Origin of the sequence: Pseudomonas arabinosi (assembly GCF_047758675.1) — a bacterium.
Classification (GTDB): domain Bacteria; phylum Pseudomonadota; class Gammaproteobacteria; order Pseudomonadales; family Pseudomonadaceae; genus Aquipseudomonas; species Aquipseudomonas arabinosi.
This window is the reverse complement of sequence record NZ_CP180480.1, coordinates 5,092,076-5,118,138: the sequence shown is the minus strand read 5'-3', so window position 1 is coordinate 5,118,138 and position 26,063 is coordinate 5,092,076. Positions and strand designations below refer to the sequence as shown.

Annotated in this window: 24 protein-coding genes; 6 read left to right on the top strand and 18 right to left on the bottom strand. The window is 60.4% G+C overall.

Going from position 1 to position 26,063, the window contains the following annotated elements; translation table 11 throughout:
* Positions 1 to 119 precede the first annotated feature (119 nt).
* From ACMXYJ_RS23905 to ACMXYJ_RS23875, 7 genes are all read right to left on the bottom strand, one after another.
* Positions 120 to 1,166, bottom strand: a complete 1,047-nt coding sequence (locus ACMXYJ_RS23905) for an ABC transporter substrate-binding protein (protein WP_415757182.1) — start codon at positions 1,164 to 1,166, stop codon at positions 120 to 122.
* A gap of 18 nt (positions 1,167 to 1,184) precedes the next feature.
* The gene (locus ACMXYJ_RS23900) at positions 1,185 to 2,300 is read right to left on the bottom strand and encodes an NAD(P)/FAD-dependent oxidoreductase (RefSeq protein WP_415757181.1); all 1,116 of its coding nucleotides are present in this window, start codon (positions 2,298 to 2,300) and stop codon (positions 1,185 to 1,187) included.
* On the bottom strand, positions 2,297 to 3,652 hold the full coding sequence (locus ACMXYJ_RS23895; RefSeq protein ID WP_415757180.1) for an NAD(P)/FAD-dependent oxidoreductase: 1,356 nt from the start codon (positions 3,650 to 3,652) through the stop codon (positions 2,297 to 2,299). The genes ACMXYJ_RS23900 and ACMXYJ_RS23895 overlap by 4 nt, the downstream gene beginning before the upstream one ends.
* A gap of 133 nt (positions 3,653 to 3,785) precedes the next feature.
* A complete protein-coding gene (locus tag ACMXYJ_RS23890; protein ID WP_046047557.1) occupies positions 3,786 to 4,076 on the bottom strand; it encodes a (2Fe-2S)-binding protein in 291 nt (96 codons plus the stop codon).
* Between the two features lie 7 nt (positions 4,077 to 4,083).
* Positions 4,084 to 4,878 (bottom strand): ABC transporter permease, encoded by a 795-nt coding sequence (locus ACMXYJ_RS23885; RefSeq protein WP_033057243.1) that lies wholly within the window; start codon positions 4,876 to 4,878, stop codon positions 4,084 to 4,086.
* 6 nt (positions 4,879 to 4,884) lie between these two features.
* On the bottom strand, positions 4,885 to 5,754 hold the full coding sequence (locus ACMXYJ_RS23880; protein ID WP_415757179.1) for an ABC transporter permease: 870 nt from the start codon (positions 5,752 to 5,754) through the stop codon (positions 4,885 to 4,887).
* Positions 5,751 to 6,770, bottom strand: coding sequence for an ABC transporter ATP-binding protein (locus ACMXYJ_RS23875; RefSeq protein ID WP_415757178.1), 1,020 nt, complete (start codon positions 6,768 to 6,770; stop codon positions 5,751 to 5,753). Before ACMXYJ_RS23875 ends, ACMXYJ_RS23880 begins: the two co-directional genes overlap by 4 nt.
* Positions 6,771 to 7,014: 244 nt before the next feature.
* Between ACMXYJ_RS23875 and ACMXYJ_RS23870 the strand changes: the two genes are divergently transcribed.
* A complete protein-coding gene (locus ACMXYJ_RS23870) occupies positions 7,015 to 7,851 on the top strand; it encodes an IclR family transcriptional regulator (RefSeq protein ID WP_415757177.1) in 837 nt (278 codons plus the stop codon).
* Positions 7,852 to 7,975: 124 nt separating this feature from the next.
* Here ACMXYJ_RS23870 and ACMXYJ_RS23865 read toward each other — a convergent pair whose 3' ends face one another.
* Positions 7,976 to 8,728, bottom strand: coding sequence for an anti-sigma factor family protein (locus tag ACMXYJ_RS23865; RefSeq protein WP_415757176.1), 753 nt, complete (start codon positions 8,726 to 8,728; stop codon positions 7,976 to 7,978).
* Positions 8,725 to 9,231: an RNA polymerase sigma factor gene (locus tag ACMXYJ_RS23860; protein ID WP_076028005.1), complete on the bottom strand. Its 507-nt coding sequence runs from the start codon at positions 9,229 to 9,231 to the stop codon at positions 8,725 to 8,727. The genes ACMXYJ_RS23865 and ACMXYJ_RS23860 overlap by 4 nt, the downstream gene beginning before the upstream one ends.
* 158 nt (positions 9,232 to 9,389) lie before the next feature.
* Between ACMXYJ_RS23860 and ACMXYJ_RS23855 the strand changes: the two genes are divergently transcribed.
* Entirely contained in the window at positions 9,390 to 10,478 is a 1,089-nt protein-coding gene (locus ACMXYJ_RS23855) for a catalase family peroxidase (RefSeq protein WP_415757175.1), read from the top strand.
* Entirely contained in the window at positions 10,475 to 11,020 is a 546-nt protein-coding gene (locus ACMXYJ_RS23850; protein ID WP_415757174.1) for a cytochrome b, read from the top strand. The genes ACMXYJ_RS23855 and ACMXYJ_RS23850 overlap by 4 nt, the downstream gene beginning before the upstream one ends.
* A 96-nt stretch (positions 11,021 to 11,116) precedes the next feature.
* On the opposite strand, the gene ACMXYJ_RS23845 is transcribed toward ACMXYJ_RS23850, so the two are convergent.
* Entirely contained in the window at positions 11,117 to 12,268 is a 1,152-nt protein-coding gene (locus ACMXYJ_RS23845; protein WP_415757173.1) for a M14 family metallopeptidase, read from the bottom strand.
* Positions 12,269 to 12,752: 484 nt separating this feature from the next.
* Complete coding sequence (locus ACMXYJ_RS23840) at positions 12,753 to 13,094, bottom strand: DUF6124 family protein (protein ID WP_415757172.1); 342 nt, start codon at positions 13,092 to 13,094, stop codon at positions 12,753 to 12,755.
* 129 nt (positions 13,095 to 13,223) lie between these two features.
* Here ACMXYJ_RS23840 and ACMXYJ_RS23835 point away from each other — a divergent pair, with 129 nt between their 5' ends.
* Positions 13,224 to 13,874 carry a LexA family protein gene (locus tag ACMXYJ_RS23835; RefSeq protein WP_111449051.1) on the top strand — a complete coding sequence of 217 codons (651 nt, stop codon included), beginning with the start codon at positions 13,224 to 13,226 and terminating at the stop codon, positions 13,872 to 13,874.
* A 39-nt stretch (positions 13,875 to 13,913) separates the two neighbouring features.
* Here the strand turns inward: ACMXYJ_RS23835 and ACMXYJ_RS23830 are convergent, their stop codons facing one another.
* Genes ACMXYJ_RS23830 through ACMXYJ_RS23815 form a run of 4 tightly spaced genes read right to left on the bottom strand, consistent with a single transcriptional unit; the run spans position 13,914 to position 19,481 of the window.
* Entirely contained in the window at positions 13,914 to 15,869 is a 1,956-nt protein-coding gene (locus ACMXYJ_RS23830; protein WP_415757171.1) for an acetyl/propionyl/methylcrotonyl-CoA carboxylase subunit alpha, read from the bottom strand.
* Complete coding sequence (locus tag ACMXYJ_RS23825) at positions 15,869 to 16,684, bottom strand: gamma-carboxygeranoyl-CoA hydratase (protein ID WP_056740299.1); 816 nt, start codon at positions 16,682 to 16,684, stop codon at positions 15,869 to 15,871. Before ACMXYJ_RS23825 ends, ACMXYJ_RS23830 begins: the two co-directional genes overlap by 1 nt.
* Before the next feature lie 13 nt (positions 16,685 to 16,697).
* Positions 16,698 to 18,305 (bottom strand): carboxyl transferase domain-containing protein, encoded by a 1,608-nt coding sequence (locus tag ACMXYJ_RS23820; protein WP_415757170.1) that lies wholly within the window; start codon positions 18,303 to 18,305, stop codon positions 16,698 to 16,700.
* 12 nt (positions 18,306 to 18,317) lie between these two features.
* Positions 18,318 to 19,481 (bottom strand): isovaleryl-CoA dehydrogenase, encoded by a 1,164-nt coding sequence (locus tag ACMXYJ_RS23815; RefSeq protein WP_415757169.1) that lies wholly within the window; start codon positions 19,479 to 19,481, stop codon positions 18,318 to 18,320.
* A 202-nt stretch (positions 19,482 to 19,683) separates the two neighbouring features.
* On the opposite strand from ACMXYJ_RS23815, the gene ACMXYJ_RS23810 reads away from it, so the two are divergent.
* Positions 19,684 to 21,381, top strand: a complete 1,698-nt coding sequence (locus tag ACMXYJ_RS23810) for an AMP-binding protein (RefSeq protein ID WP_415757168.1) — start codon at positions 19,684 to 19,686, stop codon at positions 21,379 to 21,381.
* A 683-nt stretch (positions 21,382 to 22,064) separates the two neighbouring features.
* Here the strand turns inward: ACMXYJ_RS23810 and ACMXYJ_RS23805 are convergent.
* The 3 genes from ACMXYJ_RS23805 to ACMXYJ_RS23795 all read right to left on the bottom strand — a co-directional run bounded on the left by ACMXYJ_RS23805 (position 22,065) and on the right by ACMXYJ_RS23795 (position 24,629).
* Positions 22,065 to 22,964, bottom strand: a complete 900-nt coding sequence (locus ACMXYJ_RS23805) for a hydroxymethylglutaryl-CoA lyase (RefSeq protein WP_415757167.1) — start codon at positions 22,962 to 22,964, stop codon at positions 22,065 to 22,067.
* A 146-nt stretch (positions 22,965 to 23,110) separates the two neighbouring features.
* Positions 23,111 to 23,512 carry a MerR family transcriptional regulator gene (locus tag ACMXYJ_RS23800; protein WP_415757166.1) on the bottom strand — a complete coding sequence of 134 codons (402 nt, stop codon included), beginning with the start codon at positions 23,510 to 23,512 and terminating at the stop codon, positions 23,111 to 23,113.
* Between the two features lie 187 nt (positions 23,513 to 23,699).
* Positions 23,700 to 24,629, bottom strand: coding sequence for a LysR family transcriptional regulator (locus tag ACMXYJ_RS23795; RefSeq protein WP_046047541.1), 930 nt, complete (start codon positions 24,627 to 24,629; stop codon positions 23,700 to 23,702).
* Between the two features lie 165 nt (positions 24,630 to 24,794).
* On the opposite strand from ACMXYJ_RS23795, the gene ACMXYJ_RS23790 reads away from it, so the two are divergent.
* A complete protein-coding gene (locus ACMXYJ_RS23790) occupies positions 24,795 to 26,024 on the top strand; it encodes an acyl-CoA dehydrogenase (RefSeq protein ID WP_033057213.1) in 1,230 nt (409 codons plus the stop codon).
* Positions 26,025 to 26,063 lie beyond the last annotated feature (39 nt).

Below are 26,063 nucleotides of genomic sequence, written 5' to 3'. Positions count from 1 at the left end.
TAAAACCAAACACCGCGGTCATTCAGGTAAACCGCAGGGAATGGATTGGCGACTGCTTCGCAGTCGAACGCAGCCTCGCGGGCTCGACAGCTGCTACATAGATAGTGCTATGCCGGAAGTTACCGCTCGATACTGCGATTCCACCGCGCATTCCATGCCGGGCGCTGTTCGTTGACCTGATCCCAATCAATCGCAATGGCCGTGGTCAGGTACTGTTTCATCGCCTCGACCTGCCCGCGAGTCTTGTCGGTGGTCGGGGTATTCGGATTGGACGGGATCTGGTCGCCGTCTTCAAGCGCCGCGGCCTGCGCTTCTGGTGTCAGCAAGAAGGCCGCGAGTTTCTGTGCCAGTTCCGGCTGAGTGTTGTTGGCGATGGCACATTCGGCCACGTTGAGCACTACGGCGCCTTCCTTCGGTTGCGCATACTCAACCGGCATGCCCTTGAGTTTCAGGGCGGTGACCTGGGTCGGTGTCAGCGGGAACAGCGCGGCTTCGTCGGTCTGAAGCATTTCGGAAATCTTAGCCGAACTCGGGATGTACTCCAGCACGTTGCGCCCGACGGTGTTTGGCCACGCCTTGAAACCTGGCTCGACGTCGGTTTCGCTGCCGCCCTGAATCCGGTTGAACATCAGGAAGCCGTGCAGGCCGAAGGTCGAGGACGCCATCGACTGGAACACCAGTTTGTCCTTGAAGCGCGGGTCGGCCATGTCCATCCACGAGGTCGGCGCGGTCCAGCCTTTCTCCTTGAACAACCGCGTGTTGTACGCCAGCCCGGTCACGCCAAGGCTGACCGCCACCGCTTGATCCTTGATGCGGCCCTTGGCCGGAATCTGCGCCAGCGGTGCGCTGTCTTCGAGTTTGTCGCACAGCCCCATGGCGATGGCGCGGTACATGATGCCGTCGTCGAGGAACATCACGTGCATCTGCGGGTTGCCTTTGCTGGCCTGGACCTTGGCCAGAATATCGGCGGAGGTGCCGGGCACAATCACCACTTTGACGTTGTTGGCCTTCTCGAAAACCGGCAGCACCTTATCGGCGTAGAGCCGCTCCATGGTCCCGCCGTTCATGCCCAGGTAAAGCGTCGGTTCGGCCTGGGCCTGGCTGACCGTGAGCAAGGCGCTCATGCAGGAGATACCGAGCAGTGCAGTGCGTTTGACGTTATTCATTGGCGCGACCTTCCTCTATCAAGCAACGGAGATGGAGTGAAACCGGGTGATGGAAAACGCATCCAGCGACGTTTTTGAAGCGCCGCTGCAGATGATTTCAGTGAGCGCCTGGCCCACCGCAGGCCCGATCTGAAAACCTGCGCCGGCAAAGCCGAACGCGTGCAACAGACCGGGTTGAGTGCCACTGTGGCCGATCACCGGTTGGCGATCGGGCAGGTAACCTTCGGTGCCGCTCCAGGTGCGAATCGCCTGGGCGCCTTCAAGAAATGGATAAAGTTCGACGGCTTGACGCAGGATCTCGATCACCGCGTGTTGACCGGGCCGTGCGCGGGCGCCGTCGAGGGCAAAACCCTGACCGCCACCCAACACGCAATTGCCGCGCGCGACCTGACGGGCATAGATACCGCCGCCCTCGACCCCGGTGCTGGCATTCATCACCAGCGGTAAGGGTTCGGTGACCAGCATCGCGGGGTGCCCGGCATGCATCGGCACCGCCTCACCGAACTGTTCTGCCAGGCTGCCAGCCCAGGCTCCGGCACAATTCAGCAGCCAGGGCGCCTGCAATTCCAGGTCGGTTTGAGTGCTGACGCGAAAGCGTTGGCCGTCGTGTTCCACCGCCGTCACCGGGCATTGTTCATGGACCTGCGCGCCATGCCGCCGCGCCGCCCGGGCAAACGCCGGGGAGACCAGTCGCGGGTTGGCGTGACCGTCATCGGGACAAAACGAGGCACCAACCGCCACCTCGCCGACCCACGGAAAACGTGCGCGTAATTCACTGCGTTCGAGTACCTGTAAATCAAGACCAAAGCCCCGACTGCTGGCGGCATAGTCTTGCAAGGCGTGCAGATCGCTGAGGCTGCGGGCCAGTTTCAGGTGGCCGCTGCGCTGATACTCACCGTCGATGCCAATCAGTTGCGGCAGTTGCGCCCAGATGTCGTGAGCCCGCTGCGACAGTGGCAGTTGCGACAGCGGTCGCCCCTGACGCCGCACGCCGCCGTAGTTCACGCCGCTGGAATGCGAGCCACAGAAGTCCCGCTCCAGCAGCGCCACGCGACGCCCGGCCTTGCTCAGAAAAAGCGCGGCGGAGGCGCCGACAATACCGCCGCCAATGATGACCGCGTCGACTTCGATCATGACTCGACCTCCAGACCAAACGGCAGGGGTTTTATCGGCGCCTGAGCCCGAAGCCTGCCGATGTCGGACACGCAGCGCTGGCTTTCGCAGGCAATGATTTCCGCGGCGGCGGCGCCACACATTCGGCCCTGACAGCGCCCCATGCCGACCCGGCAATGCGCCTTGACCCGGTTGATCTCCCAATGGCCCTCGCGCACCACTTGGCGGATGTCGCCGGCCCGCACTTCTTCGCAGCGGCAGATCATCACGTCATTCGGGGCATCGGCGGCCCAATTCTCGGGAAAGACGAAGGCCCGTTCCAGACCTTGGCGGAAGGTATCGATCCGCCCCAGCGCCTGCTCCAATTGCGCCCCACGTTGCGGTGGGATCAGGTAACCGATGTCTTCGAGCAACGCCAGGGCCGCGCGTTCGCCGGCCATTTCCGCCGCGTCGGCGCCCATGATGCCGGCGCCGTCACCGGCCAGGTAAACCTCGGCGACACTGCTGCGACCGGCGCTGTCACGTTGCGGCAGCCAAGCGCGGTTGAGCGGGTTCCAGGCGAATTCACAGCCGAGCAAATCGGCGAGTTGGGTTTCACTGCGCAGGCCATGGGCGAAGGCGACGGCGTCGCAATCGAGTGGCTGTTCACCCTTTGAGTTGGACCAGTTCACCGATTGCACACGTTGTTCGCCATTGATGCGTTTCAGGCTGGCGCCCTGATGCACCGGGATGCCGTTGGCGGTCAGCCAGCTGCGGTAATAGATGCCTTTGGCCAGGGTGGCCGGTTGCGAGAGCAGGCCGGGCAGGGCGCGGGCCTGAGCGCTGAAAGGCGAGCTGTCGAGCACAGCGACCACCTTTGCACCGGCCTTGGCGTATTGATACGCCACGAGGTACAGCAACGGACCACTGCCCGCGAACACCACGCGTTCACCGATGGCGCAGCCTTGAAATTTGAGGGCGATCTGCGCTGCGCCGAGGCTGTAGACCCCCGGAAGGGTCCAGCCCGGTACCGGCAGAATCCGGTCGGTGGCGCCCGTGGCGACGATCACCCGGGAGAACGCCAGCCGCGCGGCGCGGCCTTCATGCAAGGTGTCGAGCGCACCGTCCTCGGCGTTCCATACCAGGGTTTCGGGACGGTAGTCGAGTTGCTCGCGCAGCGCGTCAATCGTCTGATGCAACGCGTTGGCCTTGCCGGCTTCGAAGCCATACAGCTTGACCGGCGAACGCTTGAAGTTGGCCGGTTGGCGGCGATAAATCTGCCCGCCACCACGTGCTGCTTCGTCCAGCAGCACCGGGCGAACGCCGTGGGCGACCAGCGTCTGCGCCGCACGAATCCCGGCGGGCCCCGCACCGATGATGACTACAGGCTTCATCCCCATCCCCCTGAGGGAGCAAGCTTGCTCGCGATGACGGCGGAACATTCAACAGGTGTGTTGGCCGACAGACCGCTTTCGCGAGCAAGCTCGCTCCCACAGGGAATCCGGTTTGTGCAGGTAGATTGGGTGTTCATATCGTGCGTCCCGGTTCGCGGCTGATTTGCTGCCCGGCTTCGAGCAACGTCGAGCAGGCACGCACGCGCCGGCCATCGCCCAGTCGTACCCAGCAGTCCTGACACGCACCCATCATGCAAAACCCTGCGCGGGGTTCGGCGCTGAAGTCGCTGCCACGCAAGTGTTCGCTGCAGGTCAGCACCGCCGTCAGCAAGGTGTCGCCGAGCAGGCCGGTGGCCGGTGTGCCGTCGAGGGTAAAGTCCAGGGCCGGGCGGTCGCCTTCGGCCAGTCGTTTCAGCAGAGCCATGGCGCCCTCATTGTTTGCCCACCAGAACCCGATCGAGGCCGTAGACCCGGTCGAGCAAAATCATCGTCAGCGCGGTCAGCCCAATCACCAGTGCCGACACCGCCGCCATCATTGGATCGATGGATTCGGTGGCGTACACGTACATCCGCACCGGCAAGGTTTGCGTGGCCGGCGAGGTGACGAAAATCGACAGCGTGACCTCGTCAAAGCTGTTGATGAACGCCAGCAGCCAGCCACCGGCCACCCCCGGCAGAATCATCGGCAAGGTGATTTCCCGGAACAGCGTGAAGCGCCCGGCACCGAGCGATTGCGCGGCGTGTTCGGCGCTGCGATCCAGGCCGATGGCCGACGCCAGCACCAGCCGCAGCACGTACGGTGTGATCACCAGCACATGGGCGAAGATCAGCCAGGCGAAGCTGCCGTTCACGCCCATCAGCGCAAACAAGCGCAGCAATGCCACACCCAGCACCAGGTGCGGAATGATGATCGGCGACAGGAACAGACCATTGAAAAAATCCCGGCCGGGGAACTCGAAGCGCGTGATCGCCAGCGCCGCCGGCACCGCAATCAGCGTCGCCAGGCTGGCGGCGCAGAACGCGAGGATCAGGCTGTTGTAGAACGCATCGACAAAGTCGGCACGCTCGAACACCGCGCGGAACCAGCGCAGGGAAAACTCCGTGGTTGGCAGGCTCAGGGTGTTTTCCGGGGTGAAGGCCACGAGGCAGACCACCACCAGCGGCGCCAGCATGAACAGCACCACCAGGGTATGGAACAGCAGGGCGAAAGGACCGTTCTTGGACATGACGAGTTATCCCAATGACTTCTTGTAGCGGCCTTCGATCATCCGGTTCCACGACAGCATGATCAGCAGGTTGAGCAACAGCAGGGCCACGGCGATGGCCGCGCCCATCGGCCAGTTGAGCTCCGACAGGTACTGGTCGTAGATCAGCGTGGCGACCATTTTTATCCGGCGTCCGCCGAGCAGGCCGGGGATGGCAAACGAACTGGCGGCCAGGCCGAACACAATCAAGGTGCCGGAGAGCACGCCGGGCATGATCTGCGGCAGCACCACTTGGCGCATCACGGTGAAGTGGCTGGCACCGAGGGACATCGCGGCCTGCTCGGCGGCCGGGTCGAGTTTTTGCAGCGAGGTCCAGACCGGAATGATCATGAACGGCAGCATCACGTGGACCAGCGCAATCACCACTGCGAACGGCGTGTACAGCAGCTTCATCGGCGAGCCGCCGAAGGCTTGCAGGGTCTGGTTGACCAGGCCGTCGGCACCCAGCAACAGGCTCCAGCCGAAGGCGCGCACCACCACCGAAATCAGCAACGGCGTAAGAATCAGAATCAGGAAAATCGAGCGCCATGGCGCACCCATGCGGCTGAGGATGTAGGCCTCGGGAACGCCAATCACCACGCAGAGCAGGGTGGTCAGGGCGCTGATCCACATCGTGCGCAAAAAGATTTCGTAGAAGTACGGATCGCCCAGCAGGCTGCTGTAGTGATCGAGGGTGTAGGCATCGCCGTTGATCCCCGAGCTGTAGTCGAAGACGTTGAATGACAGCACCAAGGTCAGCAGCAGCGGGATAACCAGCAGGCTGAGGTATAAGGCCAGGGCCGGTGCCGACAGCCAGTAACCCTGGCGTCCCTGGCGAATGGCGACAAGCGTACTCATGCCGGCACCTCGTCGACACTCAGCACCCGCAGCAACGTTGCGTCCCAATCGAGCCCGACCGCCGTGCCTTCGGTCAGCGGTGCCGAACCGTCATTGCGGCGAACCACGCTGAGTTCGCCCAGGGTCGTCGATACGCCGTACAGCCATTGGCTACCAAGAAAGAAGCGGCTGACGATGTTGCCTTGCAGGCGACCCTGACCTTTGTCCCGCAAGTCGATTTTTTCCGGGCGCAGGCTCAGGATCAGTTCGCCGCCACTGCTCACTTGGACGATGCCGGTACTGTCCCGATCGCCGGGCAGCAGATTGGCCTTGCCGACGAAGCCGGAAATGAACTCGGTGCGCGGGTGTTCGTAAAGGGTGTAGGGCGCGTCGATCTGGGTGATGCGCCCGGCCTGCATCACCACCACCCGGTCGCTGATGGACAGCGCTTCGGACTGGTCATGGGTGACCATCAACGTGGTGATCCCGACTTCGCGCTGGATGCGGCGGATCTCGAATTGCATCTCTTCGCGCAGGTTGGCGTCGAGGTTGGACAGCGGCTCATCAAGCAACAGCACCGGCGGCTCGATCACCAGGGCCCGAGCCAACGCAACGCGTTGTCGCTGGCCACCGGAGAGCTCTCGCGGGTAGCGCTCGGCGTGCTGGTTGAGGCGCACCAGTTTCAGCACCCGGTCCACTCGCTGCTGCAACTCGGCACCGGGCACTTTGCGCATGCGCAGGCCGAAGGCGACGTTGTCCTTCACGGTCATGTGCGGGAACAACGCGTAACTCTGGAACACCACGCCCAGACCACGGCTGGCGGGTTTGGCGTGGGTGATGTCGCGACCGTCCAGCACAATGCGTCCGCTCGTGACTTCGACGAAGCCGGCGATCATTTGCAGGGTGGTGGTTTTGCCGCAGCCGGAGGGGCCGAGCAGCGAGACGAACTCGCCTTTCTCGACCGAGAGGTTGGTGGCAACGACGGCGTCGATCTCACCGTAACGTTTGCCGAGTCCTTCAAGTTGCACAAAAGCCATAACTGCGCTCCACCTGAGATTGTTATGCGTCGCCCGAAGGCGCGCTTTTTTGTATGGGCAGATACGAAAAGGTCTTGCTGGGTGCGTTGGCGCTCGACTTCAGTCGGCTGCCGCTGTTGTTCGAATCGCCCCTGTCTGGACGCAGAGTAGGACGAAGAATAGGATGGGCTCAATGCCCTATTTCACTGAAGCGATGACTATTTTCAGTTTCATTCGGTGAGTAAATTAATACTCGAGAAAACCCATGACAGATTCCATTGATCGGAATGAAAGCAAAAGTGATGTCGGTGTTGGCGCAGTCTCCAGACTGTTTGCCGTGCTGCGCAGTCTGGGTGACACCGTCGAGGGCGGGGAGCGGGTGACGCAACTGGCTCAGCGCATCGGTTTGTCGCAACCGACCACGCACCGATTGCTACGCAGCCTGATGGACGAGGGCATGGTCGAGCAGGATGCGCGCAGCAAACGCTATCGCTTGAGTCTGGAGTTTTTTGCGCTGGCGGCCCGCGCCGGGAACACTGGAAACCTGCGCGAGCTGGTGCGTCCGGCGTTGCTGCGGCTGTCGGCGTCGTTGGGGGATTCGTTGTTCTTGCTGGCGCGCAGTGGTTTTGACGCGATCTGTCTGGATCGCAGCGAAGGGCCGTTTCCGATCCGCACCTTTACCGGTGACATCGGCGGGCGCGTAGCACTGGGCGTGGGGCAGGGCAGCCTGGCGATTCTGGCGTTCCTGCCGGAAGAAGAGCGCGACACGGTGATTCACTACAACTTGCCGAGGCTCAAGGATTTCCACCTGTACGACGAGGTGTTCCTGCGCTCGGAAGTCGAGAATGTGCGCAAGCTCGGTTATGCCGGGCGCAACACCGGCGTGTTGCAGGGCATGGCCGGGGTGGCGGTGCCGATTCTGGATCGTGAAGGGCGGGCCGTGGCGGCACTGAGTGTGGCGACCGTGAGTGATCGGCTGGGGCCGGATCGCTTGCCGACGGTGGTCGAAATGCTCAAGCGCGAAGCGGCGCTGATCGGACCGCGGATCAATCCGTTCGACCCGTTGCTGCGTAGGCCTTCGCAAGTGTTCGGGCAGGGCTGAAATCGCCACAACTCCCCCTGTGGGAGCGGGCTTGCTCGCGAAAGCGGAGTGTCAGGCGACATTGATTTATCTGACACACCGCATTCGCGAGCAAGCCCGCTCCCACATTTGATTGGTGGTGTGGTCAGAACTGGACGGTTTTCTTGAGCATCTGCGCCGCCGGCGTATCCGTCGGGCTGACCATCGCATAGTTGTACCCGCCCCCTGACCAGTACTCGGCCTGCAACTCGCCATCGCTGCGACTGCCCCTCGGCAACAGGTAGTTTTTCGGTCCTGGTGGGCGGACGTAGAAACTGACTTTATGGCCGCTTTGATCCTCGTAAACCACCATCGCCGCTGGCCCTTGCTCGGTGCTGAGCAAGCGTCCGCTGACCGGTTTGAAACCGGTGCCCGAGAGGTCAGGCAAGCGATTGGACTGAGTGAAATAGCGGTCGAGCCAACCCTGCATATCACCGTCGTCGCTGACTGTGTAATCGGCCGGCAGGATGCCTTGCTGGGCAATCAGTCGGTAGGCCTGCAGGGCATCGGTCATCGGCAGTTGGGCACTGATGAACGTCATCTCCCGGGCTTGCCAACCGCTGAACCCGCCGACGCTGACCGCGATCAGCAACACGGCGGCACTGGCCAGGTGACGGCGAGATTGTCGTTTGAGGCGTTGGCGAATCCGCGCCGGGTCGAGGTCCGGATTGGCCGGTTGCTGCAGGGCACCGCTCAATGCCGCGCGCAATTGCTGGGCGTCCTGCTGCCAGGCACGCACTTGTGCAGCCACCTCCGCGTTGCTGGCCAGAAAAGTCTCCACCAGACGTCGGTCGGCCTCGCTGAGTTGTTGGTCGACATAGGCGTGCAGGTCACGCTCGCTTGGGGGCAGGCTGATCATTTGAGTCTCCGCAAAGAAGGGCGGGTGATTTCGCCGTCGCTGAGCTGGCGCAAGGCCTGGCGGGCGCGGGACAGGCGGGACATCACGGTGCCGGTGGGGACGTCGAGAATCTCGGCGACCTCTTTGTAACTCAAGCCTTCGACCGAGACCCAGAGCAGCAGGGCGCGTTGTTCGGTGGTGAGCTGATCGAAGGCTTTCAGGGTTGATTGGGCGATCACGGTGCGCTCCACCGACGGCTGTGAGTCGTCACGCCCGGTAAAGAATTCGAGCATCCGCGCATAACGCCGGGAGCGCCGGTGAGCATCGAGAAACTGTCGATACAGAATCGAAAACAGCCAGGCGCGCAAGTCGCCCTCGGGGCGTTTGTCGCCCCAACTCGACAGCGCGCGCTCAAGGCAAGACTGCACCAGGTCGTCGGCGCTGCTGGGATTGCGCGTCAACGACACGGCAAACCGGCGCAATCTGGGAATGATTTCTCTCAGCTGTTCGTCGATATCGTTCATGAAGTTCTGGCTAGTCACTACGCTGTGGACTAGGAAGACGCCCGGCAGTCGAGGTTATTCCACGCCTGAAAAAATAAATACGGCGCGATGGAATAAACCGCTGTGGGGTTCGTCTGCTTGATCCTTCTCACTTGTGGCCGATGGCCCTGGAGTCTTTCATGGTAGATCGCTCATCACCGCCACCCCGGCCACCCTTGAGTGCCGCGAGCCTGACGTTACGTCTGGCCGGTATTGCTGTGGTGGTTGCCGCAGTGGCCGGGGCTTTTGCCTACGTCAACGGCACCTTCGACCCACAGCGCCTGACGCCGAAAAAGCTGATCAATGTGCTGGAGACCAACAACGGCGTGCACCCGGGGTTCCGGCGTAACCACTCCAAAGGCGTGTGCGTGATCGGACATTTCGAAAGCAGCGGTGAGGCGCGCAGCTATTCCAACGCTCAGGTGTTCAATGCAGCGCGGACCCCGGTGGTCGGGCGTTTCGCCTTGCCGGCCGGTAATCCTTATGCGCCGGACAACAGTGTGCCGATCCGCAGCCTGGCCTTGCGATTCACCCAGGCTAACGGCCAGCAGTGGCGCACCGGGATGAACAGCATGCCGGTGTTCCCGGTGGGTACGCCCGAGGCGTTCTATCAATTGCAACAAGCCCAGTCGCCTGACCCGGCCACCGGCAAGCCGAACCCGGCTGCCGTGCCAGCGTTCTTCGGTTCACATCCAGAAGCTGCACCGTTCCTGGCCTGGATCAAAACCGCCAAGCCGTCGGCCAGCTACGTGACGGAAACCTACAACAGCGTCAATGCGTTTTACCTGGTGAACGCGGCCGGACAACGGCAGGCGGTGCGCTGGAGCATGGTGCCCGTCGCTCAGGATGCAGCGGGTGCTACGGCGCCTGAGGGGGGTGAGTTCCTGGAGAAAGATCTGGTTCAGCGTATTTCCGCAGGGCCGCTGCGTTGGCAGTTGAACATCACGCTGGCCAACCCTGGTGATCCGGTCAACGACGCCAGCAAGGCCTGGCCCGAGGGGCGCAAAGTGTTGAACGCCGGCACCCTGGTGCTCGAAAGCACTCAGCCGCAACTCAGTGGCGAATGCCGTGACATCAACTACGACCCGCTGGTACTGCCCGCCGGCATAGAAGGTTCCGACGACCCATTGCTCGCCGCTCGTTCAGCGGGGTACGCCACTTCTTACTTGCGTCGTACCAGCGAAGTCAGCCAGTTGCCCGCCGCTAATAAACAGGAGTCTCGTCAATGAGCGCTCAACCGAACCATTTCGCGCCTTTAGCGCGACTGCTGCACTGGCTGATGGCGCTGATGATCATTGCCATGTTGTTTATCGGCGCGGGCATGGCCGCTTCGGTGTCCGAGCGTCATCAGTGGTTGATTCATCTGCACAAACCCTTGGGCGTCGCGATTCTGCTGCTGGTGATCGTGCGCCTGGCCGTGCGATTTTCCACTCAGCAGCCACCGCTGCCGGCGGATCTGCCGGGTTGGCAAGCGCTGGCGGCCAAGGCTTCGCATGTGTTGCTGTACGCCTTGATGCTGATTCTGCCGCTGCTGGGTTGGGCGATGATTTCGGCGGCGGGGGATCCGGTGATGCTCAGCAGCTCGTTGCAGTTGCCATCGATCGTACCGGCCAATGCGCAGGTATTTGCGATCCTGCGCAAGGCTCACGGGTATCTAGCGTATTTGCTGTTCCTGACGGTGCTGCTGCATTTGGCGGCGGCGTTGTTTCACGGCTGGGTGCGCCGCGACGACGTGCTGGACAGCATGTTGCGGGGCAAGGATCGCGGCTAAAAGATCGCAGCCTGCGGCAGCTCCTACAAAGATTCGTGCGGTTCACACGGTCGGCGTAGGAGCTGGCGAAGCCTGCGATCTTTTGATTGCGCGTGTTCAGCGCAAAGTGTTGACCATATCCGCAACGGTGGTCAGCACATCCTTACCCAACTGCTTCGAACGCTTGCCGGACCAGCCGGTCTGCGCATTCGGCGCATCGTTGTTGTCCTTGAAGGGCATTTCCAGGGTCAGTGACAGGCAGTCGAATTTCTCGCCGACGCTGTTGCACGCCAGGGTCATGTTGGCTTTGCCCGGTTCGTCGCGGGTGTAGCCGTGCTTGGTCTGGAAGTCCTTGGTCAGGTGCTTCAGATGACTGCGGAAATGCTCTTCGAGTTTTTCGATTCGTGGCGTGTACCCCGGATTGCCTTCGCACCCGGCGGTGAACACGTAGGGGATTTCTTCATCGCCATGGATGTCGAGGAACAGGTCCACGCCGTACTTTTCCATCTGCTGCTGAACGAACAGCACTTCCGGGCTGATTTCCTGGCTGGCGCTCTGCCAGGCGCGGTTCAGGTCCTGGCCCATGGCGTTGGTGCGCAGGTGACCGTGGAAAGCGCCGTCCGGGTTCATGTTCGGCACCAAGTACAAATCGGCGCTGGTCAGCAGTTTGTTCAATACCGGATCGTCGTGTTTTTCGAGACGTTCGATCACGCCTTCCATGAACCACTCAGCCATGTGTTCGCCGGGGTGTTGCTGGGCAATGATCCAGACCTTGCGCTGACCTTCGGCGCCCGTGCCTTTACGCAGCAGCTGGATGTCTCGACCTTCGACGCTCTTACCGGTGGCCAGCAGTTCGGTGCCGGCCTTGGTCAGCGCTTGCTCGATCAACCAGTCATGGCGACCGCGGCTGTAGGGTTCGAAGTAAGCAAACCAGGCGTGGGTGGCGGTGGCTTCAAGGCTGAAGCGCAGGCAGTCACCTTCGAAAATGGTCGGCACCCGGAACCAGTTGACGTGGTCGTAGGACGCCACCGCCTGATAACCATCCCAGGCTTTGTTGTAGGAGGACTTGCTGGCATTGTTCAGACGAAACCAGTGCTCCTGACCGACGTGCAGACCGCTGGCCTTGAAGTGGAACCACTGAAAGTGCTGGCTGCGGGTGTCTGGCTTGATGGCCAGCAGGGCTTGCAACGGATTGCTGATGTCCAGCACTTCAATGTTGCCACTGTCGAAGTTGGCACTGATGTCGAAAGAGGATTTAGCCACGGTCATAGTCGATTCCTGAATATGATTTTTATGGCTGCTACTTTACACGCTGGGAAGGGAAAAACCGGGGGAAATTCTGGGGTGAAGCGGGGGGCGTCCTCCTTGACGCCGACGAAGCTTAGAGGCTGTGCGATTGATTCTCAAGCGCTATTTTTGATTAGTTTGGGCCAATGATGCCGGGCTTCTCTTGCCAACGGATATTCTTTTGATATCATCCGCGCCATTCGAATTTGCAGCACCTAAAGACTTCATTAGCCTGAAGGTAAAGCCAGAATAACTGGCAAAAAAAAGACCCGGCAAAAAGCCGGGTCAAAAACCGTGATTAGCCTGATGAGGAGATAGTCCAGGAGACCGACCTAAGGTCACTTGGACAATCGACTGATCTCGCGACCAGCTGCATGCAATAATAATCATTCTCGTTTGCAAGTCAAATGCTTTTATCTGCGCGATTGGAAAAATCTTTCCCGTCCTCCTCGCAAGCACCCGTGTGTCACCCGTTCTGATCGCCCTCCAGAGATCGATCCACCATCGCCCTGGCCATGTCGATCATGTGCACCGCCGAAAACGCCAGGTCCCGACTTGCACCCTGCAAATTGCTGGCGGACTCGTACGCGATGGCGGCGGCACAACGTAGCAAATCCGTGGCATGGACCAGCGCCTCTTCGCAGCTGATGTTGCGGTTTACGTCAAAGAAACGTTCTTCGACCACTTCCTCTGAAACAGCTGGTTTCAAGTAATAGTCCAGTGCTCGTTGCGCAGCGGCAGAGCCTTTTGGCGAGGTGAGGGTGGTGTCGATTTGCATGTCTGGCAGGTCGTTGCTGGGGATGGACATGGCGATGGCAAACTCCGTGATAGATTCAGATCCGTGAATCAATCCTAGTACGTACTGTATTTATGACGAGAGATTAAATACTACAATTTGTGTTTTGACGGCCGGAGGCGCCCACGTATCGTGCCGCACATGGATAAATGGATTGAATTGGTCAAGGCCAAGATGAGTGAGCTCAAAGTCACTCAAGAAGAACTCGCAGATCGCCTCGGGATGTCCCAGGGCGGCGTCGGCCACTGGCTGAACAAACGCCGCGACCCCGGCGTCGTCAACATGAACCGTGTGTTGAAGGCGCTGGGCATGGACTTTCTCGAAGTGGTGCTGGTGATCCGCGAACCTCTCATTCTGGAAGAGGAGGAGATGCCTCTGGCGCTGAAGTACAACCCGTACTTCCGCTACCCGGTCAGTGACTGGAAGGAGCCGGCGCAGCTGCGCGATGGTGAGCTGACGGTGTATCGCAAGGAGGAACGCTTCGAGCTGACCGACTACCACGCCCAGGGCCCGGCATTCTGGCTGAGTGTGGTCGGCGATGCGATGACTGCGCCCACCGGTATCAGCATCGCCGAGGGCATGATGATCCTGGTGGACCCGGCCATCGTGCCGGAACCCGGAAAACTGGTGATCGCCCAGTGGCCGGACAGCGCCGAGGCGACCTTTCGCAAGCTGATCGAAGAGGGCGGGCAGCGTTACCTGGTCCCGCTCAATCCGACCTATCCGAAGGCTATCTTCACCGACGAGTGCCGAATTATCGGCGTAGTGGTTCAGGCAACCGCCAAATTCTAATCAGATCGGTCCTCGCAAGACGTAGGACCGATCTTCATTTCATGCTTCTTCAAACTCGACCAACGCACTGCCTTCACTGACCATCTCGCCTTCCTGGCAATACAGCGCCTTGATCACCCCGGCGTGTGGCGCACGAATGCTGTGCTCCATCTTCATCGCCTCCAGCACCACCAGTTGCGCCCCGGCTTCTACCGTTTGCCCGGCTTCCACCAGTACCCGCACGATGCTGCCATTCATGGGCGCGGTCAGCCCGCCATGATGGCTGTGGCTGGCTTCGACGGCACTGATCGGGTCGTAGGACTCGATGCGGCGCAATTCACCTTCCCATTGCAGATACAGAACGTCGCCACGGCGGATTGCCCGATGCTGGCGGCGCAGGCCGTTGTGCTCGGTCAGCAGTTGCTCGCCCTTGAGTTGAGCAGTGTGGGCATCAGCGTCGCCCAACGTCAGCGCGCGATCCTGGCCTTCACAACTCAAGTGCAGGGTGATTTCTGTCGGCAGTCCGGCACGGAAACCATTGCTGTTGGCCCAAGGCGAAACCGGGTCATCGGCACGTGGAGAATTCGGCTGGCTTTGGGCAAATGCCCGGGCGGCGGCTTGCCAGAATTCGTCACTGAGGTCCGAGGCACTTGGCAGCAGTTCTTCCTGATAACGCGGAATGAACCCGGTATCCAATTCAGCCGCAGCAAATGCCGGATGGCCGACGATCCGGCGCAGGAAGTTGATGTTGGTCTTGAGCCCGCCAATGGCAAACTCATCGAGCATGCTCAGCAGCCGCAGTCGCGCCTGTTCACGATCCTCGCCCCAGGCAATCAGTTTGCCGAGCATCGGGTCGTAGAACGGTGAAATTTCATCGCCTTCTTCGACGCCACTGTCCACACGACGTCCCGGACCTTCGGCCGATTCGCGATACAGCTCCAGTCGCCCGGTCGCCGGCAGGAAATCATTGCCCGGGTCTTCGGCATACAACCGCACTTCGATGGCATGACCGATCAGCGGAACCTCGGCTTGAGTCATCGGCAGCGCTTCGCCGCGGGCCACACGAATCTGCCAGGCCACCAGATCGAGGCCGGTGATGGCTTCGGTGACCGGGTGTTCGACTTGCAGGCGTGTGTTCATCTCCATGAAGAAGAACTCACCCCGCGAATCCAACAGAAACTCCACGGTGCCGGCGCCGACGTAACCGATGGCCTGCGCCGAACGCACAGCGGCTTCGCCCATGGCGCGACGCAGTTCCGGGCTCAAGCCTGGAGCGGGTGCTTCTTCGACGACTTTTTGGTGCCGACGCTGAATCGAGCAGTCACGTTCGTTGAGGTACAGGCAGTTGCCATGCTGATCGGCAAAGACCTGGATTTCCACGTGACGCGGTTTGAGCAGGTACTTCTCCACCAGCATCCGTGAATCGCCGAACGAGGATTTCGCTTCACGCTGGGCCGAGGCCAGGGCTTCGGCCAACTGGCTGACATCCTCGACCACTTTCATGCCTTTGCCACCACCGCCCGCGGTGGCCTTGAGCAGCACTGGATAACCAATGCGTTCGCAGGCGTCGCGGAAAGTGTCGAGGTCCTGAGCTTCACCGTGATAGCCAGGCACCAGCGGCACGCCAGCGGTTTCCATCAAGGCTTTGGCCGCGGATTTGCTGCCCATCGCATCAATGGCCGAGGCGGGCGGGCCGAGGAAAATCAGGCCAGCTTCTTCAATCGCGCGGGCGAATCCGGCGTTCTCGGAAAGAAAGCCATAGCCCGGATGAATCGCCTGAGCGCCGCTGGCCTTGGCGGCGGCGATCAGTTTGTCGATTTGCAGGTAACTGTCAGCGGCTTTGCTGCCGCCGAGGTCGACGCGGATATCCGCTTCGCGGCTGTGTCGGGCTTCACGGTCAGTGGCGCTATGAACGGCCACGGTGGTCAGGCCCAGGGCTTTGGCGGTGCGCATCACCCGGCAAGCGATTTCGCCGCGGTTGGCCACCATCAAGGTGGTGAGAACAGGTGCGCTCATCAACGCGGCTCCTTGGTGGTGGTTTCGGCTTGCCAGCTCGGCGGACGTTTCTGCAGAAAGGCCCGCAGGCCTTCCTGACCTTCGGGGCTGACGCGAATTCGGGCGATGGCATTTTCGGTGTAGCGGCGTAGTGCCGGGGTCAGCGCGCCGTGGCCGACTTCGCGCAACAAGTCCTTGCTGGAGCGCATGGCGGCCGGGCTGTTGAGCAACAGGTTGTCGATCCACTGCTCGACTTTCTGTTCCAGCTCAGCGATCGGATAACTCTCCGACAACAAGCCGATTTCCCGCGCTCGTTGTCCGCCGAAACGCTCGGCGGTCAGCGCATAGCGCCGTGCCGCGCGTTCGCCGATGGCTTGCACCACGAACGGACTGATCACCGCCGGGGCCAGGCCGATGCGCACTTCCGACAGGCAGAACTGCGCGTCATCGGCGCCAATCGCCATGTCGCAGCAACTGATCAGGCCCAACGCACCACCGAATGCAGCGCCTTGCACCACCGCCAGTGTCGGGACTTTCAGCTTGGCGAGGTTGTACATCAACTCCGCCAGTTCCCGGGCGTCGTCGAGGTTGGTGTGGTAATCGAGTTCGGCCGATTGCTGCATCCAGGCCAGATCCGCGCCGGCGCTGAAATGCTTGCCGCGTCCACGCACTAACAGGAAACGCAGACTGGCATCGCTCGACACCTTGTCCAGCGCGAGGATCAGTTCGCGGATCATTTCGGCGTTGAACGCGTTGTTCTTTTCTTCACGGCTGAGCCACAGGGTGGCAAAGCCACGCGGGTCGGTCAGCAGTTCGAGGGTGTTGAAGTCGCTCATGATTTTCTCCCGATCACATCCGGAACACGCCGAAGCGGCTCTGTTCGACAGGCGCATTCAGCGACGCCGACAAGGCCAGGGCCAATACATCGCGGGTTTGCGCCGGGTCGATGACACCGTCGTCCCACAACCGGGCGCTGGAGTAGTAGGGATGACCCTGTTCTTCATACTGGTCGAGGATCGGTTGCTTGATTTCGGCTTCCTGCTCGGCACTGAAACTTTGGCCACTGCGCTCGGCCTGCTCGCGTTTCACCTGCACCAACACACCTGCAGCCTGCTCGGCGCCCATCACGCCGATGCGTGCGTTCGGCCACATCCACAGGAAGCGTGGATCGTAAGCCCGGCCGCACATGCCGTAGTTACCGGCACCAAAACTGCCGCCGATGATCACGGTGAACTTCGGCACCTTGGCGCACGCCACGGCGGTCACCAGTTTGGCGCCATGCTTGGCGATGCCGCCGGCCTCGTATTTCTGGCCGACCATGAAACCGGTGATGTTTTGCAGGAACAGCAGCGGAATACCGCGCTGACATGCCAGTTCGATGAAGTGCGCGCCTTTCTGCGCCGCTTCGGCGAACAGAATGCCGTTGTTGGCGAGGATCGCGATCGGGTAACCGTGCAAGTGGGCAAAGCCGCACACCAGGGTCGTCCCGAACAGTGCTTTGAATTCGTCGAACACCGAACCGTCGACCAACCGCGCAATCACTTCACGCACATCGAATGGTTGCTTGGCATCCGCCGACACCACGCCGTAGAGCTCGTCGCTGTTGTAGAGCGGGGCGATGGGCGTGCGCTGTTGCACTTCGCCGAGTTTGCGCCAGTTGAGGTTGGCGATGCTGCGCCGAGCAATGGCCAAGGCGTGTTCGTCGCTCTCGGCGTAGTGGTCGGCCACCCCGGAAATCTTGCAGTGCACATCGGCCCCGCCGAGGTCTTCGGCGCTGACCACTTCACCGGTCGCGGCTTTCACTAGCGGCGGGCCGGCGAGGAAAATCGTCGCTTGCTCGCGCACCATGATCGCTTCGTCGGCCATGGCCGGCACGTACGCACCACCGGCGGTGCAGGAGCCCATGACTACCGCAATTTGCGGGATGCCCATGGCGCTCATGTTGGCCTGGTTGAAGAAGATCCGTCCGAAGTGCTCACGGTCCGGGAACACTTCATCCTGGCGTGGCAGGTTGGCGCCGCCAGAGTCCACCAGGTAAATGCATGGCAAGCGATTCTGCTGGGCGATGGTTTGGGCGCGCAGGTGTTTTTTCACGGTCAGCGGGTAATACGAGCCACCTTTTACGGTGGCGTCGTTGGCGACGATCATGCATTCGACGCCTTCCACTCGGCCGATCCCGGCAATCACGCCAGCGGCCGGAACGTCTTCGCCATATACCTCGTAGGCCGCCAGTTGGCTGATCTCGAGAAACGGCGAACCCGGATCGAGCAGGCGATTGATCCGTTCACGAGGCAGCAGTTTGCCCCGCGAGGTGTGGCGCTCTTGCGCCTTCGGGCCGCCACCTTGCTGCACTTTGGCGAGCAGGGTGTGCAGGGCGTCGACCTGTTTGAGCATCGCCGCGCTGTTGGCCGCGAACTCCGCCGAACGAGGGTTGAGCTGGGTATGCAGGATAGCCATGGACAGCTCCGTTTAGCGGGTTTCGTTGAACAGTTCGCGACCGATCAGCATGCGACGGATCTCACTGGTGCCGGCGCCGATTTCGTACAGCTTGGCATCACGCAGCAGACGACCGGCCGGGAATTCGTTGATGTAGCCATTGCCACCGAGAATCTGAATCGCGTCGAGGGCCATTCGGGTCGCGCATTCGGCGCTGTAGAGGATGACTCCAGCGGCGTCCTTGCGGGCGGTTTCGCCACGCTCGCACGCCTGGGCCACCGTATAGAGGTAGGCACGGCTGGCATTGAGTTGGGTGTACATGTCGGCGACCTTGCCCTGGATCAGCTGGAATTCGCCGATGCTTTGGCCGAACTGCTTGCGGTCGTGGATGTACGGCACGATCAAGTCCATGCAGGCCTGCATGATTCCGGTCGGGCCGCCGGACAGGACAACGCGTTCGTAATCGAGGCCGCTCATCAGCACCTTCACGCCACCGTTGAGCACGCCGAGGATATTTTCTTCCGGCACTTCGACGTCATCGAAGAACAGCTCGCAGGTGTTGGAACCGCGCATGCCGAGCTTGTCGAATTTGTTGCTGCGGCTGAAGCCTTTGGAATCACGTTCAACGATGAACGCGGTGATGCCGTGGGGGCCTTTTTCCAGGTCGGTCTTGGCGTAGATCACATAGGTGTTGGCGTCCGGACCGTTGGTGATCCAGGTTTTGCTGCCGTTGAGGACGTAGTGATCGCCGCGTTTGTCGGCACGCAGTTTCATCGACACCACGTCGGAACCGGCATTCGGTTCGCTCATGGCCAGGGCGCCGATGTGCTCGCCGCTGATCAGCTTCGGCAGGTATTTGGTTTTCTGTTCGTGATTGCCGTTGCGGTTGATCTGGTTGACGCAGAGGTTGGAGTGCGCGCCGTAGGACAGAGCGACCGAGGCCGAACCGCGGCTGATTTCTTCCATGATCACTACGTGGGCCAGGTAACCCAGGCCAGCGCCGCCGTATTCTTCCGGGACGGTCACGCCCAGCAGCCCCATGTCGCCGAATTTACGCCACAGGTCGGCGGGGAACAGGTTGTCGATGTCGATCTGAGCGGCGCGTGGTGCGATCTCTTTGGCGACGAAGGACTGAACCTGATCGCGCAGCATGTCGATGGTTTCACCGAGGGCAAAGTTCAGGGATGGGTAGCTCATGGGTCACCTTTTGGCTTTTTTGTAGGGCAGGGAGGGCAGTGATGCGGCTCTCACCTTTACGTTAACGTAAGCCTGAGACGAATGGCTGTCAATCACCCTTTACGTTAACGTCAACTTGAGCGAGAGTAGAGCCAGTTCTGAATGATCGGGGCTAGCCATGCCTCGTTCCAACAACCCACTAATAAAGACAATAGGGGTCGTCATGGATCAACCCAGTGCAAGCCCGCAGCGCAGCTATACCCGCGGTTCCCAGGACAAAGCCTTGCTGGCGATGACCATCGGCCAGGCGTTCGATAACACCGTCGCGAAGTACCCGACCGGGGAGGCGCTGGTCGTGCGCCATCAACAGTTGCGCTACACCTGGCAGCAACTGGCCGAAGCCGTGGATCTGCATGCCAAAGCGCTGTTGGCGTTGGGTTTGCAGGCCGGTGACCGTCTCGGCATCTGGGCACCGAACTGCGCCCAATGGTGTATCAGCCAGTTCGCCAGCGCGAAAATTGGTGTGATTCTGGTCAACATCAACCCGGCCTATCGCAGCTCCGAACTCGAATATGTGTTGAAGCAATCCGGTTGCCAATGGCTGGTCTGCGCAGGCGCCTTCAAGTCCTCCGACTATCACGGGATGCTGCAGGGCCTCGTTCCCGAGCTGGCTGAGCACTCCATCGGAAAGTTGCAGAGCGAACGACTGCCGGAGCTGCGCGGTGTGATCAGCCTTGATGCTCAGCCGCCATCGGGTTTCCTGCCGTGGTCGCAATTGACCGATATCGCCGGGAGCGTGTCGGCAGAGCAATTGAGCGAACGTCAGCACAGCCTGCATTTCGACCAGGCGGTGAACATCCAGTACACCTCCGGCACCACCGGTTTTCCGAAGGGCGCGACCCTCAGCCACTACAACATTCTCAACAACGGTTACATGGTCGGCGAAAGCCTCGGCCTGACCGCGAGTGATCGTCTGGTCATCCCGGTGCCGCTGTATCACTGCTTCGGCATGGTCATGGGCAACCTCGGTTGCATGACCCACGGCAGCACCATGATTTACCCCAACGATGCGTTCGATCCACTGCTGACTCTGACCACTGTTGCCGAAGAAAAGGCCACCGCGCTTTACGGTGTACCGACCATGTTCATCGCCATGCTCGATCAGCCCAAGCGCGCTGAATTCGATCTGTCGAGTCTGCGTACCGGGATCATGGCCGGGGCGACCTGTCCGATCGAAGTGATGCGTCGGGTCATCAGTGAAATGCACATGAGCGAAGTGCAGATTGCCTACGGCATGACGGAAACAAGTCCGGTGTCGTTGCAGACCGGTCCGTCAGACGAACTGGAATTGCGCGTCACCACCGTCGGCCGCACCCAGCCGCAACTGGAAAGCAAAATCATCGACGAGGCGGGCAACCTGGTGCCGCGCGGCACTATCGGCGAGCTGTGCACCCGCGGCTATAGCGTGATGCTTGGTTATTGGAAAAACCCGCAAGGCACCGCGGAAGCCATCGATCAGGCAGGCTGGATACACACCGGTGATCTGGCGAGCATGAACGACGAAGGCTACGTATGCATTGCCGGACGTAACAAGGACATGATCATCCGCGGCGGTGAGAATGTTTACCCACGGGAGCTGGAAGAGTTCTTCTTCACCCACCCGGCCGTCGCCGATGTGCAAGTGATCGGGATTCCGTGCTCGCGTTATGGCGAAGAGATTGTCGCCTGGATCAAATTCCATCCGGGCCACAGCGCTACCGAGCAGGAGCTGCAAGCGTGGTGCAAGGAGCGCATCGCGCACTTCAAGACACCGCGTTACTTTAAGTTCGTCGATGAATTTCCGATGACCGTGACCGGGAAGATCCAGAAGTTTCGGATGCGTGAGATCAGTATCGAGGAGTTGCGCGGTAACCAAGACTGACAACAATCCCCTTGTGGGAGCGGGCTTGCTCGCGAAGGCGGTGGATCAGTCGACACATGCAGTGACTGACACGCCGCCTTCGCGAGCAAGCCCGCTCCCACAATTTGATCGAGGAAAACCTGAATGCCAGAAAGCACAAAGGGGAGCCGAAGCTCCCCTTTAATTTTGTCGTTGCGCGTGCTCTTTTTTTATTATTGAGGGGCGGTCTGTTGTTGTTTTTAGAAACCGTGACCCTTTACCGCTGTTTTTGTCGATCCCCATCCGGGATCAAGAGCAAACGTATTTTTTTGAGCGCTGATCTACTTTTTCGCTAAGCGATCCAACCAGTTCGGGAGCTACCTGAAGGTAGTTTTATTGTTCTCTGCCCGGTTGCGGGTTACTCCGAAAAGCACCCTGAAAAGCACATCCTCTCCAAAAAAATCTGTTAGCTGCGTCTCTGCCGTGTTGTTTTTGTTATGTCAGAGTCGTTACGTCTTATTTTTATTAGGTTTGCCGCTTTTTTTGTTCTTGTTATGCAGTAGAGATAGCAGAAGCCGTGCCAACTTTTAAAAAGTCTTTAAAATCAAATACTTAAGTTTTTGTCGGATTTTTCGTTCAATCAAAACCCGACAATTTGTTTCCGTGTTACTCGCTTGTGCCCCACGTTTCCGACGCAGCGGTAACACCCGGACACATCCGCGCACTCACTGTGCGCTACGAGCCTTGGCCACGCGCGAACCAGTCGGGCGCCCCAGCACCGTGCAAATCTGCTGACCGGCCAGAATCAAGGCGTCCAGATCAATACCGGTCTCGATACCCAGGCCATTGAGCAGGTAAACCACGTCTTCGGTGGCGACGTTACCGCTGGCGCCCTTGGCGTACGGGCAGCCACCGAGACCGGCGATGGAGCTGTCGAACACCGAGATACCTTCCAGCAGACTGGCGTAGATGTTGGCCATGGCCTGGCCATAGGTGTCGTGGAAGTGCCCGGCCAGTTTTTCACGGGGTACGTCGGCCGAGACCACCTCGAACATCTTGCGGGTCGCGCCAGCGGTGCCCGTGCCGATGGTGTCGCCCAGAGAAACTTCATAGCAGCCCATCGCGTAGAGCTCGCGAGCGACTCGAGCGACTTGCTCGGGCGCGACGTTACCTTCGTAAGGGCAGCCCAGCACACAGGACACGTAACCGCGCACGCTGACACCGTGTTGCCTGGCCGCCTCCATGATCGGCACGAAGCGCTCCAGGCTTTCGCTGATCGAGCAATTGATGTTGCGTTGAGAAAACGATTCCGACGCGGCGGCGAACACTGCGACTTCCTTGACCCCGGCCGCAATAGCGTCTTCAAACCCGCGCAGGTTGGGGGCGAGCGCACCATAAGTCACGCCCGGCTTGCGCTGGATCTGCGCGAAGACGTCGGCGGAACCGGCCATTTGCGGTACCCATTTGGGCGACACGAAACTGCCGACTTCTATATAGCCGAGACCGGCGGCGGTCAGCGCGTCGACCAGTTGCACCTTGTCCGCAACGCTGATGGGTTGGGCTTCGTTTTGCAGACCGTCGCGTGGGCCGACTTCGACCAGGCGTACGTGAGTGGGTAGGGACATGGGAGTTGACCTGTGCTGACTGTCTGAATGTTCAGAAAACCCTGTGGGAGCGAGCTTGCTCGCGATGAGGGCGTGACATTCAAATTGATGTTGGCTGACGGTCCGCCATCGCGAGCAAGCTCGCTCCCACAGGGGACTGCGTGTACCTACTGAACCACTTGCTGGCTTTTGATTGTTTTTTCCAGCGCCTGGGTGCAACGCTCCTGAGCGGTGTCCAGTTCCAGCTTCATCTGTTCGATGTCGAGCATCTGCTGCTCCAGCTGTTCGCGACGTTCGGCGATTTTGGTCAGCATGGTTTGCAGCTGTTTCTGATTACCGCCGGTGGGGTCGTAGAGTTCGATCAGCTCGCGGCATTCGGCCAGGGAGAAACCAATGCGCTTGCCCCGCAGGATCAGCTTCAGGCTGACCTTGTCACGGGGCGAGTAGATGCGTTCCTGACCGCGTCGCTCGGGGCTGAGCAGGCCTTGCTCTTCATAAAAACGAATGGCCCGGGTGGTGATGTCGAGCTCGCGGGCGAGGTCGGAAATGCTATAGGTCTGGCTGCTCATGGAAGCGCTCGAAAAAGGTCATGGCGCTAAGCTAATGGCAGGTTGACGTATACGTCAAGGGGCATGGATCTTCAGTGTTCTTGCGGGCCTCATCGCGAGCAAGCTCGCTCCCACACTGGACCGAGGTGAACTCAAATCCAATGTGGGAGCGAGCTTGCTCGCGATGGGGGCGCCGCGGTGCAAAGTCCTAGACCTTATCGAGCTTCTTCTCATGTGCCGTCACCTGCTGGCACAACTCGATCATCTGCTCGCGCATCCAGCGGTTGGCCGGGTCCTGATCAGTGCTTTCGTGCCAATAGAGGTGGGTTTCCACCGGCGGTACATCGTTGACCGGCAGGTTCACCGAGTACAGGTCATGACGACGGGCAAAGCGTTCCGGCACGGTCATGACCATGTCGGTCTGCTGCAACACCTGGGATGCCATCAAGTAATGCTGGGATCGCAGGGCGATCTTGCGCTGGATGCCCATTTTGCCCAAGGCCAGGTCGACATGGCCCAGGCCGCTACGGCGACTGGAAATATGAATGTGGGTCAGCGACAGGTAATCATCGAGGGTGAACTTCTCTTTGCCCGCCAGCGGATGGCCTTTACGCATGGCGCACACGTAACGGTCTTCCATCAACTTGACGTGGCGCACTTGCGGGTCAGTGTTGAGCGGCGCGTCGACAGCGAAATCGAGGCGCCCGGCCGCCAGTTCCTTGGTGGTTTCCCGGCGCTTGGACAGGAAGCTTTCGATGATCACCGTCGGCGCCAGGCGCCGAAGGCGCTGGAACAGTGCCGGCAGGATCACCGCTTCGGTGAGGTCGGTCATGCTGATGCGATACGTTTTGACCGCCTGCAACGGGTTGAAAATACGGCTTTCCTGCACCGACACCCGCAGCAGGGAGAGGGCGTTGCGCACCGGCCCGATAATGTTCTGCGCCATGGGTGTCGGGACCATGCCCTGAGCGGTACGCACGAACAACGGGTCATTGAAGGTCTCGCGCAGACGGGCCAGAGCGTTCGAGACCGCCGGTTGAGTAATGCCGACAATCTGCCCGGCGCGGGTCAGGTTGGCTTCGGTGTAGATCGCGTCGAAGACGATGAAAAGGTTGAGGTCGACCTTGCTCAGATTCATTGCGCTGCACTCTTATTGTTGGGCTCTCGATCAGCCGATCATATATCGGTGATGAATGTTAATACACGCCGAGAATAGGCTAGGTAAATTTTCGTAGCTGTTCTAGCATCGATTGCATGACCTGAACAACTCATCAAAACCCTCCATTAAAAGGTAGAGCTGCCCATGGATTTCGCTTATTCGCCCAAGGTGCAAGAACTGCGTGAGCGCGTGACCGCGTTCATGGACACCTACGTTTATCCCGCCGAAGCGGTGTTCGAGCGCCAGGTCGCCGAGGGCGATCGCTGGCAGCCGACCGCAATCATGGAGGAGCTCAAACTCAAGGCCAAGGCTGAAGGGTTGTGGAATTTGTTTCTGCCTGAGTCCGAACTCGGTGCCGGCCTGACCAACCTCGAGTACGCGCCGTTGGCCGAAATCATGGGCCGCTCGCTGCTGGGCCCCGAGCCGTTCAACTGCTCCGCGCCAGACACCGGGAACATGGAAGTGCTGGTGCGTTACGCCAACGAAGAGCAGAAGCAACGCTGGCTCGAACCGCTGCTGCGCGGCGAAATCCGCTCGGCGTTCGCCATGACTGAACCGGACGTGGCCTCGTCTGACGCCACCAACATGGCCGCCCGCGCCGTGCGTGATGGCGACGAGTGGGTGATCAACGGCAAAAAATGGTGGACCTCAGGCGCTTGCGATCCACGCTGCAAGATTCTGATCTTCATGGGCCTGAGCGATCCCGACGCGCCGCGTCATGCGCAGCACTCTATGATTCTGGTGCCGGTGGATGCCCCGGGCGTGAAGATCGTTCGTCCGCTGCCCGTGTTCGGTTACGACGACGCACCCCACGGCCACGCCGAAGTGCTGTTCGAAAACGTCCGCGTGCCGTACGAAAACGTCCTGTTGGGCGAAGGACGCGGCTTTGAAATTGCTCAGGGTCGCCTTGGTCCGGGCCGGATTCACCACTGCATGCGTTCAATCGGCATGGCCGAGCGTGCATTGGAACTGATGTGCAAACGGGCGGTAACCCGTACTGCGTTCGGTAAACCTTTGGCACGTCTAGGCGGCAACATCGATAAAATCGCCGATTCGCGGATGGAAATCGACATGGCACGCCTGCTGACATTGAAAGCGGCGTACATGATGGACACCGTCGGCAACAAGATTGCGAAAAGCGAAATCGCTCAGATCAAGGTTGTCGCACCGAATGTGGCCTTGCGGGTGATCGACCGGGCGATCCAGATCCATGGTGGGGCAGGGGTGTCCAACGATTTCCCGCTGGCCTATATGTATGCGATGCAACGCACCCTGCGCCTGGCCGACGGCCCGGACGAAGTGCACCGCGCGGCGATCGGCAAGTTCGAGATCGGCAAGTACGTGCCCAAAGAAATGATGCGTAGCAGCCACTGATTAATGTGGGAGCGGGCTTGCTCGCGATAGCGTCAGGTC